The organism is Massilia sp. Dwa41.01b (assembly GCF_014171775.1).
GTDB lineage: Bacteria > Pseudomonadota > Gammaproteobacteria > Burkholderiales > Burkholderiaceae_D > Telluria.
Genome location: NZ_CP050454.1, coordinates 4,413,154 through 4,427,463, shown reverse-complemented (window position 1 = coordinate 4,427,463; position 14,310 = coordinate 4,413,154). Strand labels below are relative to the sequence as shown.

The 14,310-nt window shown below is 68.0% G+C and carries 9 protein-coding genes and 1 pseudogene; 7 read left to right on the top strand and 3 right to left on the bottom strand.

Going from position 1 to position 14,310, the window contains the following annotated elements:
• Window positions 1–93: 93 nt before the first annotated feature.
• Window positions 94–1,149, bottom strand: coding sequence for a hypothetical protein (locus tag G4G28_RS20360; protein ID WP_183107762.1), 1,056 nt, complete (start codon window positions 1,147–1,149; stop codon window positions 94–96).
• An 823-nt stretch (window positions 1,150–1,972) separates the two neighbouring features.
• Between G4G28_RS20360 and G4G28_RS20355 the strand changes: the two genes are divergently transcribed.
• The 7 genes from G4G28_RS20355 to G4G28_RS20330 all read left to right on the top strand — a co-directional run bounded on the left by G4G28_RS20355 (window position 1,973) and on the right by G4G28_RS20330 (window position 10,018).
• A complete protein-coding gene (locus G4G28_RS20355; RefSeq protein WP_229507749.1) occupies window positions 1,973–3,055 on the top strand; it encodes a hypothetical protein in 1,083 nt (360 codons plus the stop codon).
• A 202-nt stretch (window positions 3,056–3,257) separates the two neighbouring features.
• Window positions 3,258–3,638 carry a hypothetical protein gene (locus G4G28_RS26885; protein ID WP_229507748.1) on the top strand — a complete coding sequence of 127 codons (381 nt, stop codon included), beginning with the start codon at window positions 3,258–3,260 and terminating at the stop codon, window positions 3,636–3,638.
• Entirely contained in the window at window positions 3,605–4,546 is a 942-nt protein-coding gene (locus G4G28_RS26880) for a hypothetical protein (RefSeq protein WP_229507747.1), read from the top strand. The genes G4G28_RS26885 and G4G28_RS26880 overlap by 34 nt, the downstream gene beginning before the upstream one ends.
• A gap of 50 nt (window positions 4,547–4,596) precedes the next feature.
• Window positions 4,597–5,043, top strand: a complete 447-nt coding sequence (locus tag G4G28_RS20345) for a hypothetical protein (RefSeq protein ID WP_182989685.1) — start codon at window positions 4,597–4,599, stop codon at window positions 5,041–5,043.
• 16 nt (window positions 5,044–5,059) lie between these two features.
• A complete protein-coding gene (locus tag G4G28_RS26875; RefSeq protein WP_229507746.1) occupies window positions 5,060–7,300 on the top strand; it encodes a tubulin-like doman-containing protein in 2,241 nt (746 codons plus the stop codon).
• Between the two features lie 1,835 nt (window positions 7,301–9,135).
• Window positions 9,136–9,570: a hypothetical protein gene (locus tag G4G28_RS20335; protein ID WP_182989684.1), complete on the top strand. Its 435-nt coding sequence runs from the start codon at window positions 9,136–9,138 to the stop codon at window positions 9,568–9,570.
• Window positions 9,571–9,652: 82 nt separating this feature from the next.
• Window positions 9,653–10,018, top strand: a complete 366-nt coding sequence (locus tag G4G28_RS20330; protein ID WP_183107761.1) for a hypothetical protein — start codon at window positions 9,653–9,655, stop codon at window positions 10,016–10,018.
• A gap of 280 nt (window positions 10,019–10,298) precedes the next feature.
• Here G4G28_RS20330 and G4G28_RS20325 read toward each other — a convergent pair whose 3' ends face one another.
• Together G4G28_RS20325 and G4G28_RS20320 are read right to left on the bottom strand one after the other, a co-directional pair.
• Window positions 10,299–12,383, bottom strand: coding sequence for a GGDEF domain-containing protein (locus G4G28_RS20325; protein WP_182989682.1), 2,085 nt, complete (start codon window positions 12,381–12,383; stop codon window positions 10,299–10,301).
• 174 nt (window positions 12,384–12,557) lie between these two features.
• A pseudogene (locus G4G28_RS20320) lies at window positions 12,558–14,218 on the bottom strand (ABC transporter ATP-binding protein).
• Window positions 14,219–14,310 lie beyond the last annotated feature (92 nt).

Below are 14,310 nucleotides of genomic sequence, written 5' to 3'. Positions count from 1 at the left end.
GCAAATTCGATAATTTTCCTGCCATGCTACCACGGCGAACAGCGTCAAATTGTCGTTTTTCGGCAATTACTACTGGTTATTAAATGCAAGCCGTCACGGTTCCCGCAGCGTCCAGGCGCCGTCTGCATACACGCGTTCCTCTCCAAGCCACACCGCGTCGGTCACCGCGAACACGTCGATGTGGTAGCGCGCGTCCTTGCGCTTGAAGCCCGGTTTCGGGTACACGCCGTGCTTGGCGCCGAGCGACAGGTGGATGCCGCACATGCGCTCGTAGGTGCCGATGTCGTCCACGCGGCGCTCGCGCGTGAAGGCGCGGTTCATGCCGAAGCCCAGTTCGCGCACCCAGACCTCGCCCTCGTCGGCACGGATGATGTCGAGCACGCGCTGGAATTCCGGCGTGGCGTTCTCGGTGCCGACGACGCGCCCGCGTTCGACGACGATGGTCACCGGCGTGGCCGGGCGGTTCGACAGGTAAGCCGTGTCGCCGAACACGTGGATCTGCGCGCGCCCGTTCACGGCTTCGAGGTCCAGCGCCTCGGTAAACACTTCGCCGATGGGGAACTGGCCGCCGACATTGTGCATTTCGCTGTAGTCGCCCACGTTCAGCTTGGCGGGTTCGAAACGGGACGCGAACACCAGCTCCTCGCCGCCGCCGCAGATGCGCGCGCCAGGCGCGGTGTCGATACGGCTTTTCAGGGCGCGGCCGACGCCGCGGAAATAGGCGGGGTCGTAGGCCAGCGCGTCGATATAGTGCTCGCCCTGCACGCCCGGCATGCGCGACAGGTGCACGTGCTCGATCACTTTCAAACCCAGTTTGAACAGTTCGACACGGATGCGGAAGGCCTCCAGGCGGAAGTTGGTCGACTGCACCAGCACCACCAGGTCTTTCGGCGCCAGCTGGCGGAATCGCGCCAGCACCTGGTCCGCTGCCACGCTGTCGAAGTCGACGAACTCGGCGTCCGGCAGGTTGCGCCGGTAAGCCGCCAGCAGCGCGCGCGCCAGGCCGGTGCGGGTGTCGTAGACCACCAGCGCACGCTGGCCGGGGCCGTGTTCGATGGCGATGGCGAGGACGTCGCGCAGGTGGCCGGTGGCGGCATCGACGGTGGACGGCGGCAGGTCGGGTGTGGCGGGGAGGGGAGCGGTGGACATGGCGGGAAGACGAGGCGAGCGGACGGTTGACCCGGCATTATACGTTTCCGCCATGCCGCCCGGTGCAGGGCGTCTCCACATTCACGCCGCCACCGGTGCCGGCAGCCACCGGTGCATGGCCAGGATCGCCAGCGGCACCAGCAGGGCGGCGAAACCCACGGCCAGGCAGGCGAACGCGGCACCTGCGCAGCCGGGGGCAAAAGCCAGTACGGGCCAGTAGAACTTGGCGCAGCCACGCCAGCGACTTGATGCGGATCAAAGTCGCGCCAGCCGATGCCGGCGGTGGCGGTCCGTGCTACCCCGTGAACGGCGCGCCGCCGGCACGGGCGCGGCGTTATGATTTAGACAGCAATGCCGCTCTCGCTGCGAGGGCGGCATGCATATCTCACCGGCGTCGAACACACGCGTCACGACAAGCGGAGCGCAATGGCATACAAATGGGAAACGCCATCCAGCGTCTGGCTGGAGGACGAAACGAGCGGGCAATTCGCCCTGCAGACCAGCGAAGGGCTGGGCCAGATCGACTGGCAGGCGATGCGCGCGGCCGGCTGCCCGACGTCGCCCACCTGCTCGGCGCCTCGCTGCCGGGAAGCTGCGCCCATGCCCCGATCTACCCCGAGGGCTTCGCCTTCTGCCCGACCTGCGGCGCGCCGCTCGACAAACTGCAGGGACGCACAGTCCGCCAGCCCGACTGGTGGGGCGCCTATGGCGACCTCGCCCTGCCGCGTCATGTGCCGCATGGGCTGCCCGTCACTTCGCTGGCCCGGGCGACTTCCCGGAAGAGCGGCCGGCGGCGCCCGCCATCGGCCGCGCCGAGCTGGCCATGCCGGCGCCGCCCAACGCCCATTGCGTCTTCATCGCCGGCAGCTACGGTTTCCCCGAACCGCGCCTGCTGGCGCTGGCGCCCGGCCGCGGCGTGCTGCAATACTGGGATCCGCTGGCCGGCCTGTGGCATGTGCTGGGGGCGGAAGAGGCGGGCGCCGACCTGCGCTTTTCCGCCGGCGCCTATCGCTGGTTGCCGACCGCGAATCCGGCGCGCGGCGAAGTCGGCATCGTGCCGCTCGATACCGGGCTGTCGCGCCTGTGGCTCAATCCCGTGAATGAGACCTACCGTCTCGAACTCCTGTTCGCAGGGCAGCTCGTGTCGAGCCCCGGCGTGATGCGGCGCCAGGTCGGCTGCCTGTACGTGGAAGACGGCGTGCTCAACCTGCTCGACGCCCAGCTCGATTTTGTGAACGGCGTCACCTTCGACTGCCCGGATGCGCCCACCTCCGGCTGGTCGGCCCCGATCGGCTACGACAACCGGCTGTTCTGGCTGCATGCCACGGGCCAGCTGGTGTGGCGCCCGGGCGAGGCGCCGCGCTGGACGCCCTGGCCACGCGGCTGGACCCCCAAGCTGGACTTCGGCGGCCCCACGCAGAGCCGCGACGGCCGCCTGTGGCACATCGGCCATGACGGCCAGGCCTATTCCTTCCTCGAACTCGGCGCCGACAATCCGCAGGTCGAGCCCATCGACGGGGCGCGCCTGGGCTTTGCCAACCTGCTGTTCCGGCGCGGCCATCCGGTGCTGGACGAACCCTGGGCGCCCGAGCACGTGGAAGACATCATCGAAGACGATTCCCTGGTGCTGCCGCTGCTGCGCAGCTTCAATAACAACCGCGCCCAGCCGAGCGGCCTGGTACTGCGCTTCCACAAGTACACGGGCCGCGCCGAGGAAGCCCTGGCCGGACGCACGATCCCGCGCACCACGGTCGAGTGGATCGGCAAGCGCAACGTCATCCTCGACGACCTCGCGCGCCTGGCGCGGCCCCTCGAATGCGTGCCTTTCGTGTATGCCAATGCGCTGTGGCTGCACCACCCGGACTGGAACGTGGTGCGCGGCTGGCGCCTGGAAGACCTGTCGTGATGGCGGCCTGGCGTCGCAGGCTGCTGCATGCCTTCGCCTCCCTGGCGCTGCTGTGCGGCGTGGGGCAGGCCCGGGCCGTGCCGCAGGTATTCCTGGTGCAGAACTCGGGCTGGATGGAGCCTTTCTACAGCGACCCGGCATCGTCCTTCAAGCCGCTCGTGACCGAACTGGCGCTGGCCGTGGCGCAACCCGGCGACGCCCGGTGCTGGCCGCCTTCAACCAGTCGCAGCCGGGCGCACCGTCGCCGCGCGCGCTGGTCTCGAGCACGGTCGGGGCGGGAACGCGCGCCCAGGTCACCAGCGCGCTGGCAGGGCTCGATACCGCCCGCAAGGCCGGCGGCGCGCTGGCCGACACCGACCTCGGCGAAGCCGTGGGCGCGGCCATGACGCAGGCGCTGGGCGGCAAGGACGGCATCGTCTGGCTGGTCACCAACAACCGCAACAGCCCGAACAACGACCAGGCGACGGCCCAGCGCAACCGCGAATTCTACGAATTGATCCACCGGGCGAGGCGATCCGCGTCGCGCTGGCCTTCCCGCTGCGCATGCCCGTGCAGGGGAAGCACTACCACGCGAATGGCCTGATGGTGTACGCCTTTGCCATCGGCGCCGGCGGCAAGGCCGGGATCGAGCGCCTGCTGGCGAGCGGCGCCATCGCGAAAGTGATCACCGAGCCGCCGGCGCGCCTGAAACCGCTCGACCGCGATACCGTGCGCCTGGTGCCGCGCAAGGTGGAGAACGCGCCCGGCGTGCGCTTCGCGCTGGCACCGAACGGCGTGCTGCGCGCCGACGTCGCCCCCGGCGCCACCGCCCCCAGCGCGAAGGTGAGCTGGAACCTCGAGAACACGATGTACCCGTACACGATCACGAGTGCGGCCCTGAGCGCGCGCTCGAAGCTCGGCGGCGAGGACCGCGGCGTCAGCCTCGGCAGCCAGCACGTCAATGCGCTGGCGCCCGGCAAGCCGCAGCCCTTGAGTTCGACCCTGCAGCTGCCGACGGCGAACCTGCCAGGCAAATGGTCGCTTGCCGCCTTGAAGTCCGCCGGCTCGGCCTACGTACTGCCGGGGACGATCGAGGTGCACCTGCTTGAGCAGAAGCTGGCGCTGTCGCAGGGTTTTCGCGCGCGCATGGCCGAGCTGTTCCCGGGCGACCCGCTGCCCGAGATCTTCACGCCACCCGCGCGCATCCAGGCTTCCACGGCGACCCTGCCGATCGAGGTGAGGGTGCACTACGGCTCCGGGCCGCTGCTGGCCGCGGGGGCCGGGCTGCTTGCCCTGCTGGCGCTGGGCGCTGCGGGCGCCTGGGCCTGGATGCGGCCGCGCCAGGCCCTGGTCACGGTCGAGGACGAACTGCGCACGATGCGCGGCCGTGCCGGCACGGTGCAGCCGATCTACGACAACGCGGGCAGGGAAGTGGCCCGCCTGAAGACCACCCTGTTCGGCCACCAGCTGACGGACCTGCGCGAGGGCGCGCAAGTGCGCCTTGGCCGCTGAGAACACAACCGGATTTCGCTCCTACTTACGCTGCTACCTGAGGAACCACGATGCGCGACACCCCAGTGACCCTTGCCCAGGCCGACCCCGGCTTCAAGCTCCCCGACGACAAAGCCAAGCCGGACGATCCGCAACCGAAGACCACGCCCGACAGCGCCACCACCGGTGCGATCGAGGTGGCACCGGCGCCCCTGACGCCAGCCACCGACACCTCCACGCGCGACCTTGCCATCGGTGCGATCGTGTTCCTGGTGCTGCTGGTCGTGTACTTCTTTGTCCGCAACGCCTACGTGCACCACCTGGTGGTGCGCCGCGTCGCGCCTTCGACCGCGGGCAGCGCCGGCTGGCTGCTGTTCGTGGGACTGGCCTTCCTGTCGGCGGCGGCGGTACTGGCAATCATCAACGCCGCCAAATACCTCACCTTCGGCGTGACCGGGCCGCTGGTCATCGTGGGACTGGTCGCACTGATCGCCGCGCTGTTCATCGGCCGCCGTTAAAGAACGAAAGAAAGACATGGCAGACATCCCCACGCTTGACAACATCAACCGCAAGTCCGAGCTGAAGGTCGACCTGCGGCCTACGCTGTTCATCGGCGCCGGCGGCACCGGCATGGAAGTCATGATGCGCATCCGCCGCCGCATCCTGTCGGCCGTCTGGAACCGGCACCATCCGACCCGCGTCGAATCGATCCACGACTTCCCGGTCGCGCGCTTCCTCCACTTCGACCTCGATTCGAACGCCGTCATCGACGAGGGCAAGTCGCAGCGCACCGACCCCTGGTTCGAACTGGTGAAACTCACTGACGAGGAGCGGCTCGTGGAGCCGCTTGACCTGCCGCAATACCACGAGTCCGACGACAGCCTGGCACGCTTTCCGCTGATTGAATCCTGGATGCCGCTGCGGCCGAAAAAGCTGCGCGCGCTCGGCATCGACCCGTCGAAAGGGGCGGGACAGATCCGCTCGGTGGCGCGTTTGTACCTGTTCGACAAATACCCGAAGCTCCGTGGCCGCATCAAGGGCGCGCTGAATTTCCTGAGCAGTAATGCCGGTATCGAGCGCAAGGAAAACTACCAGCGCCTCGGCCTGCAGGTCGATACCTCGAAGTTCCGCATCGTCGTCATCGCCTCGAACGCGGGCGGCACCGGCGCCGGCAGCGCGATCGACCTGGGCTGGATGGCCAAGGCCATCGCGCGCCAGGAAGTGGCCGACAGCCAGGTCGACCTGGTGATGTTCATGCCCTCGGGGTTCGCCAAGGCCAACAAGGAGAGGACCGAGGCGAACGCCTACGCTACCCTGATGGAACTGGAAACGACGATGCGCGACATGAACGCGCAGGTCAAGTGGATGGACCCGGACAGCATCACGGGCCGGGGAGCTCCTTTTGATGACGTGTACTTCGTCGATAACGCGAACCTGGCCAACAAGGCCACGCAGGACGTCAAGGATGTCTACCAGATGGTGGCGGACACCCTGTTCGAGGATTTCGCTTCCGCCGATTTCGCCAACCGCAAGCGTTCCGTCGCCGTCAACCAGCAGCAGCACAAGCTCGGCCCCTACAACCCGCGCGTGCCGGAAGCCCGCTTCGGCGACATGCGCCTGTCGTATTCGAAGGTGTATTCGGCCTTCGGCCAGTCCGTGCTCGATACCCAGCAAAGCCTGCGCGAAGACATCCGCGCGTATGAGCTGGCGGCGCTGATGGTCAAGGAATTCTTCGGCCTGGTGGGGCGCGACGGCCTGCTGGCGCGGCGCGCCGGCGACGGTGAACGCGACAGCTTCATGCGCGAGCAGATGGACATGCGCGAGCTGCCTTTCGACGAATTCCCCGATTTCAAGAAGGGAACCGTGGACGTCGCGCCCTTCCAGGAATACGCGCTCACGGGTTTGCTGCTGCGCGACCGCGAAGGACGCTCGCTGCTCGAGCGCGTCGAAAGCAAGGTGCAGCTCGAGATGGACCGCATCATGGCCGCCTTCGACATCAACCAGTGGCGCGAACGCGTGGCCGAGCTGCTGCCGAACCTGGAGCGCGACGCCATCCGCGAGGCCGGCGCCACCGCCGAGACGAGCGAAGACCGCATCAAGCGCCATACGGTCGAACTGACCGGGCGCCTGAAGGAGCGCGTGCGCGAGCGCCTGTACGCGCTGCTCGACGACCGCAAGCAGGGCGGCCTCGAATTCGTGCTCTCGCTGCTGGAGCAGGTCAAGGCGCGCCTGCTGCAGCGCGACCTGGCCCATGCCGAGCGCAACGGCCGGCGCTACCGCGACATCCGCGACGCGCTGCGCACGCGCCAGGTGGAAGAATCGCTGGGCAATTTGTCGCAGGCTGCCGGCCGCCTGTTCGGCAAGGAAGCGCAGGCCCGCGAAGTCATGGCGCACCTCAAGCGCGACATCGCCGACTACCTGCGTTTCCACCTGCTGGCCGTCAGCGCGGCCCAGTCCATCGAAGTCATGCGCAACATGTCGGCCTGGCTGGGCGAACCGCAGGCGCCGGACGAATACGGCAACGCCCAGTGGAGCGGCATCGCCGGCGAATTCCGGGGAAGGGCGCCGGCATGTGCAGGAAATCCTGCAGGCGGTCGACAGCCGCATCAGCCAGCTGCGCGCCGATGCGCGCCAGGAGCACGCCACCTACATCAAGCTGGCCAGCGACGTGCAGCCGGCGCCCGTGCGCCTGACCGGGGACGTGAGCGCCTGGAGCGAGGAGGTGCTGCTCGAATTCGGCGGCTCGCGCCAGCTGTTCCCCCAGCTGGGCGATGAGCGCACACGTGCCGACCTGTTGCTGAAACTGTTCCGCCGCGCCCAGACCCAGCTGTCGAACAGCGAGCTGGCGGGCGCGGAACCGGTCGATCCGCTGCTCGAGCGGCTGAACGCCATGCAGCCGGCGGAGCGCGCGCGCGTGTTTGCGGAATGGATCAGGAGCGCCATGCCCTGGGTGAATGCCCGCTTCTCGGCCGAGTTCACTCCGAATGCGGACCAATTCAAGTGTTTTATCGGAGTGGGTGATGCCGCGGCTTGGCGCAGGATGGAAGCGGAAATCCGCGCCGCGGTGCCGACCGGGTACTTCCACGGCGACCTGGTCTCGATCGTCAACACCGGCATGCCGGGGCGCGCGGTCTGCTACATCGAGCTGTCGGGCTACCCGATGACGGTGCTGCGCGGCCTGCCGACCTGGCGCGCCTCGTACCAGATCGAGAACCCGAAGATTCCGACCCACCTGCATTTCGACGCCACGCGCTTCCGCCATCCGATCTCGCCGTCGATGGACGAACTCAACCGCCTGGCGGACGATTACGAGTGGTTCCTGCAGGCGATCGCGCTCGGCGTCGTGCGCCGCAAGGTGGACGCGGGCGACCGCGAAGCGGCCTTCCAGCCACGCGGCCAGTACCTGTTCGAAGTCGAACCCGGGTCGGGCGAGTGGCTGCAGATCGGGAACGAGTTCGCGATCCGCTCGAACGGCTTGCCGCCTTACTACCGCGAACAGGTGATCAATGCGGTGCGCAGCCGCGCGGGAGGCCTCGGCCCGCATCAGCTGCTGCTGCTTGCCGCCCTGATGCGCCACTACCAGCAGCGTGTCTACGAGCCGCGCCTCGAAACCGACGAAACCGGTGCCCAGCTGCCGTCCCCGTCGCTGCCGAACATCACGGCGCGGCGCCTCTACGATGCCTGGTTCCGGCGCGCCCGCGCGACCGACCCGAATCTCGGGCCGGAAGCACTCGACGCCGCGCTGGCACGGATAGCCGAGTGGACCGACAGCGTGCCCGACTCCTCGCAGGACGCCTACAGCTGGGAAGTCGAGCGTCCTGTCGACAAGCGCATCCTCAAGGCCGAGCTGCTGACCAGCGAGGCGCGCGCGGCGCAAGTGCTCGAACGCGGCCGCCAGACGGCGGTCATTCCCGATCCGCCGGCCGCGCCAGCGGTGCGCCACAAGCTGTTCGTGGCCGGCGTCCAGCGCGGTCCGTTCGGGCTCGACGAGATCCGCGTCCTGCTGGCGCGCGGCGAGATCGATTCCACCACGCGCGCCTGGGACATGGCGCAGGATCCGAAGTCCGGCAAGTGGGGCACCGTGGCCGACATTCCGGGCCTCTATGGCGCGATGGACGGCGCCATTCCCGATCCGGACGACGCCATTCCGGACCCGCAATAAGGGAGCACCGTGTGCGAGACCAGGCAATGACCCGTTGTATCGATGCCGCCTGCGGCCGCCTGCTGGCGCGCCGGGTGAACTTCTGCCCGTATTGCGGCGCGGCGCAGCACGACGATGCGGTGCGCGCGCCGGCGCGGCATGCGGAGGCCTCCCGTCCGACCGGGCCGGATGCCCTGCGCGAGACGACGCCTGCCGGCATGCTGGCTGCCGCGGCGGCGGCCGTTCCCGATCACAGGTCGGCTGCCATTCCGGCTGCCGGGGCGGAGTCGACCGCGGCTGCGCCTGCCGCCGAACCCGGGCCAGCCACGCCGGAGCCGCCGCTCGCAGGGGCGGGCGCGCCGGGCCCGGCCGCGACGCCAGCGCCGCCCGCGGCCGCACCGCGCCGCTGGCAGCCGCAGCAGGCCCCGGCGCCGCCCCGGCGCCATCGGCGAAGCGGGCGCGCCAGCCCGTGCGCCTGCGCTGGTGGCTGCTGGGGCTGGCGCTGGTGTGGGCGCTCTGGCTGCTCGTCAATCCGGCGAAACGGCGCATCGAAGGCCAGATGGACGAGGCGATCGCGCTGGCCACCGACTGCAAGCCGCGGGAGGCCCAGAGCGCCCTGATCGCCCTCAGGAAGACCAAGGCGACGCCGGAACAGCTGCAGCAAGTGCAGCGCGCCCTCAATGACGCGGGTGCGGCGTGCACGCGCAAGCGCCAGCGCGACAAGGCCTGGCGCGAGGCGAAGGACGCGGTCGAGTCGGCGCTCGGCGCGTCGTCGGCCGACAAGGCGCGCCAGCGCTTGCGCGCCTTTACCCGGCGCTGGGGCGAGGACGACGAGACGCGCGCGCTCAAGGCCGACATCGACGCGCGCTCGCCCGAACACCGGCGTGCCGACGAGGTCGAATGAGGGCGCGGCGACGATACAAGCTCGCGAGCATGCGTTTTCGGCAAGGTGTATGCTTGCGGAAACACGGTCACGGGAGCGAATCATGAAGACGACAACCCTGTTCGGCGTGCCGCTGCTGGTGGCGCTCGCGTGCGGCCTGGCCGCCGGCTGCGCGCGCGAGGACGAATCCATGGGGCCGGCGCAAAAGGCCGGCAAGGTAGTGGACGAGGCTGGCCAGAAGGTGGCCGGCGAACTGCGCGCACCGCTCGACAAGGCGGACGAGGCGGCCAGGCAGGCGGTCGAACGGGCCGACGCCGCGCGCGAACGCCTGGCCGAACGCACCGAAGCGGCGCGCGCGAAAATCCACGATGCGACCGCCGAGGCGGAACGCGGACTCGAGAAAGCCACCGGCAAGGTGGGGGAAAAGGTCGAGCGCGCCGGCGAGAAGATGCAGGAAGCGGCGAACTGAGTCGACGGGATGCTTGCGGCCGGTATGCGGTGCGGGCTGTGGTTGAACGCGTAGGCAGGGGACCTGCCTACCCTACGGTGATTGCTGCGGATGCGCGGTGCAGGCGGTACTTGAACGCGTAGGCGGGAGACCCGCCTACCCTACGTGATTGCTGCGGATGCGCGGTCCAGGCGGTCCTTGAACGCGTAGGCGGGGGACCCGCCTACCCTACGTGATTGCTGCGGATGCGCGGTCCAGGCGGTCCTTGAACGCGTAGGCGGGGGACCCGCCTGCGCGACGTTCATGCGCTGGCGCGCAGCTCCGGATACCCGCCCGCGACGATCGCCATGTCGACCTGGCCTTCGCGCCATGCCTGTTCCAGGTTCTGCTCGATTTCTTCCATCGAGGTGTTCCCGCTCTTGGCGAAGCCGCGCACGCCGTAGGCGCGGTTGCGGCCGTGGCCCTTGGCCATGTACAGCGCCATGTCGACGAGGTTGACGGCGCGTTCCCACGGCAGCGAGATGCCGTTCGGTGCCAGCGGGTAGGGCGCGTAGCCGATCGACACGTTCGCCGACAGCGTCATGTCGCCATACTGGATCTTGGTGTCGGCGATGCCGTTGAGCAGGCGGCGCGCCACTTCGTCCAGGCCATTGCGCGGGATCGAGGGCAGGAAGGCGAGGAATTCCTCGCCGCCCCAGCGCACGATCATGTCGGTCTCGCGCAGGATCTCGCGCAGGCTCTCCGACATCTTCACCAGCACCGCATCGCCGGCGCCATGGCCCCAGGTGTCGTTGATGTGCTTGAAGTGGTCGACGTCCATCAGGAACAGGGCGCTGACCATCTCTTCGCCCGAGGTGCCGGCGCCGCGCTTCTCGACTATCACTTTTTCGCTGCGCTGGTGGCCGCGCATGAAGTCCTGGAAGTGGCGGCGGTTGTACAGGCCCGTGAGCGGGTCGCGCACGCTCTGCTGCTTCAGTTCCTGGTTCTTCTCGTGCAGCTGGGCGTTCGCATGGCGCACCTTGCGGTACAGCATGCCGACCACGACCGCGGCCAGGGCGAACACCACGGCCAGCAGCCACCAGACCCGCTGCTGCAGGCGGCGGTTGGCGATTTCGGTCGACTTCACCTGGTTTTCCGTCTTGAGCAGTTCGATCTGGCGCTGCTTCCTGTCGGCGTCGTATTTTTCCTGCAGCTCGAGCATGGCTTTCTGGCGCCGCTTCTCGAACAGTTCGTTCGAGATCGATCGTTCACGGTGATACGCCTTCACCGCACCGGCAAAGTCGCCGGCGCGTTCGAGCGCATCGCCGTACTCGATCAGCACGTCCTGGATCTCCGGCTTGTTTTCCGTTTTCTCGTAGATCGCCAGTCCCTGCTCGAAACTGCGCTTGCCCTCGGCAAGGTGGCCGCGCGCGATCTGCACCTGGCCGATGTTTACCTGGGCCGTGGCGACCAGCACCTGGTCATTGAGCGCTTGCGCCGCCTTCAGCGCCTGCAGGCTGTATTCGAGTGCGTGCGCATAGTCGCGCATCTTCAGGTAGCAGTCCGACAGGTTCACCAGGGAGTAGGGAACCGAGGACTCGGCGCCGATCTGGCGCTGCAATGCCAGCGCCTCCAGCTGCGCCTTGAGGGCACGGTCCATCTGGCCCGTTTCGACCGCGAGGAAGTATTCGGTCGACTTGAGCGAGGCGCGGCGTCCGGGCGAAGCGGTCTTGGAGGCGATCGCCATGGCTTCCGAGAGCGCGGCAAAACCCTTGTCGTACTCGTGCATCTGGGCGTACAGGTTCGCCAGCGAATCGAGCACGATCGCTACCTGCACTTCCTTGCCGTGCTGGCGCGCATAGGTCAGGGTACGCTGCATGCGCTCCAGCGCACGGGGGAAGTTGCCTTCCTCGCCGTAGGCCTGCGAAGACGTGAGGCCGATGCGGATGAGCAGTTCGGCGTTCTTCGAGTCCTTTGCCAGGCGCTCGGCCTCCCACACGAGTTCGTGCGACTGCGCCTGCTCGTTGCGGGCGAAAACGAGGTAGGCCTTGTGCAGCAGTCCGCTGGCAAGGATGTCCTTGTCCTGCTCGGCGCGTCCGAGCGCGATCAATTCTTCGCAGTAGGCCAGGGCCCGGTCGAACTTGCCCAGCCAGGTATAGGCCGAGCACACCTCGGTCAGGATCTCGACCTTGTTGGCACGCGAACCGCCGCGCGCCTCCGGCTCGATCGCCAGCAGCAGCGGCAGCGCGCGTTCCGGCACGAAGCGGTTGATTTCGCGCAGTTCGAGCAGGCGCGCATCCAGCGTCGCGGGAGCCTGTCCCCATGCGCAGCCCGATGCCAGCAACAACGCAGCCAGCAGTGCCGCAGGGCGACGGCTTGACGGTCTCTTCTTGCTTGCTGCTGACATAGGCATTCTCTCGATGTAACGGCCGGCGCGCTGTTTTTCACGCAGGTCCATCTGTCATTATATGCCTGTTGCAACACAGAAACATCCGTTTTTTCAATGCGATATCGCAAAAATACGACGCAGGAATGTCAATGTTGGCGTTCAAATATCGTTACAGCCCGTCCCGGTCCCGTTTCACACTGCAAGTTGTTGTAGCAAATACAAGCGCTGGTACAAGCCGCCTTCGATGCCCATCAGTTCGTCGTGGCTGCCCGCCTCGCTGATGCGGCCGTGGTTCAGCACCACGATGCGGTCGGCGTCGCGGATGGTCGAGAGCCGGTGGGCGATGGCGATGATCGTGACTTTGCCGCGCAGTTCGTCGAGCGCCTGCTGCACGATCTGCTCGGTGGCGCTGTCGATGCGCGAGGTCGCCTCGTCGAGCAGCAGGATGCGCGGTTCGCCCGCCAGTGCGCGCGCGATCGCGATCAGCTGCTTCTGGCCCGAGGACAGGCGCGAGCCGCCTTCGCCGAGCGAGGTGTCGTAGCCCTGTTCCAGGTCGGCGATGAAGTCGTGCGCATGGGCCCGCGCGCGGCTGCCTCGATACGCGCCTGCGGCAACCCACGGCCCATGTCGATGTTTTCGCGCGCCGAGGCGGCCAGGATGAAGGGATCCTGCGGTACCAGGCCGACCTCGTTGCGGAAGGCCTCGTTGTCGATGCCCGCGATCGGCTCGCCGCAGATCTCGATGCGGCCATGCTCGGCCGGGTAGTAGCGCAGCAGCAGCGACAGCAGGGTCGACTTGCCGCTGCCGGTGTGGCCGACGATGCCGAAGAAGGCGCCTTGCGGGATGTCGAGCGAGACCTCGTGCAGGACGTTCTGGCCGGGAACGTAGGCAAAGCTCAGGCCGCGCACGCGCACGGCCGGGGCGCCGGGATGGGCCGCGCGGGAGGGCTCGGCCACCCCGCGTGGGGCTTTTTCCCTCGTGTGTTCGGCGGCGCCGGGTTCGTCGAGCAGCGCGGCGACGCGTGCGGTTGCCACCACCGCCTGCTGCAGGCCGCTGAACTGCATGGTGATCTGGATGAGCGGCTCGACCACGCGCGCGATGTAGCTGATGAAGGCATACAGCACGCCGACTTCCACCGCGCCGATCTGGCGCTGGCCGAAGCTGAAGATCACCACCGCCAGCAGGATCACATTGAGCAGGTCGAGCGCCGGGCGCAGCAGCAGGGCGTTGGCGGTGAGTTCCTTGATGCGCGCCTTGTAGTGCGCCTCGTTGGTGACGCTGAAGCGCTCGCCGAAGCGGTTCGCGGCATTGCTCGACTGGAGCACCGTCATGCCGCCGATCGATTCGGCCATCTGGCCGTTGATGTCGCTGCGCAGGCTGCGCGCACGCGTGACGGCCGGCGCCGACATGCGCTGGTAGAGCCAGACGATGGCCAGCACCGCCGGCAGCAGCGCCAGCACGATCAGCATCAGGCGCCAGTCGAGCCAGGCCATCGCAATCGAGGTGCCAATCAGGACAATGGTGGAATCGAGCAGGACGAACAGCACCTGGATGTAGAGCTTCTTGACGGCCTCGGTGTCGTTGGTGACGCGGCTGACCAGCTGGCCGGTAATCGCCCGGTCGAAAAACGCCATCGGCAAACGCAGCACGTGCCCGTACACCCACTCGCGCAGGCGCTGCACCGAGCGCATCGCCATGCCGGACAGGCGTACCAGCTGCAGATAGCGCAGCCAGGACGCCGCCCAGCCCGAGAGCAGGGCGCCGCCCAGCAGCAGGGCCATGCGCGTCCAGTCGGCGTGACGGGGAATCAGGTAGTCGTCGATCAGGGCCTTGCCGAGGATGGGGCCGAGCACCTCGAGCGCAGCGGCGAGGATCAGCCACAAGGTCGCCCAGGCCAGCTGGCGGCGGTCCGGCCAGGCGGCACGGCGCAGCAGGGCGGCGGCGC

Coding starts and splice junctions, on each gene's coding strand:
- G4G28_RS20345 (WP_182989685.1), top strand. CDS start 4,597: ATGCGCGACACCCCAGTGACCCTTGCCCAGGCCGACCCCGGCTTCAAG.
- G4G28_RS20325 (WP_182989682.1), bottom strand. CDS start 12,383: ATGTCAGCAGCAAGCAAGAAGAGACCGTCAAGCCGTCGCCCTGCGGCA.
- G4G28_RS20355 (WP_229507749.1), top strand. CDS start 1,973: ATGCCGGCGCCGCCCAACGCCCATTGCGTCTTCATCGCCGGCAGCTAC.
- G4G28_RS20330 (WP_183107761.1), top strand. CDS start 9,653: ATGAAGACGACAACCCTGTTCGGCGTGCCGCTGCTGGTGGCGCTCGCG.
- G4G28_RS20360 (WP_183107762.1), bottom strand. CDS start 1,149: ATGTCCACCGCTCCCCTCCCCGCCACACCCGACCTGCCGCCGTCCACC.
- G4G28_RS26875 (WP_229507746.1), top strand. CDS start 5,060: ATGGCAGACATCCCCACGCTTGACAACATCAACCGCAAGTCCGAGCTG.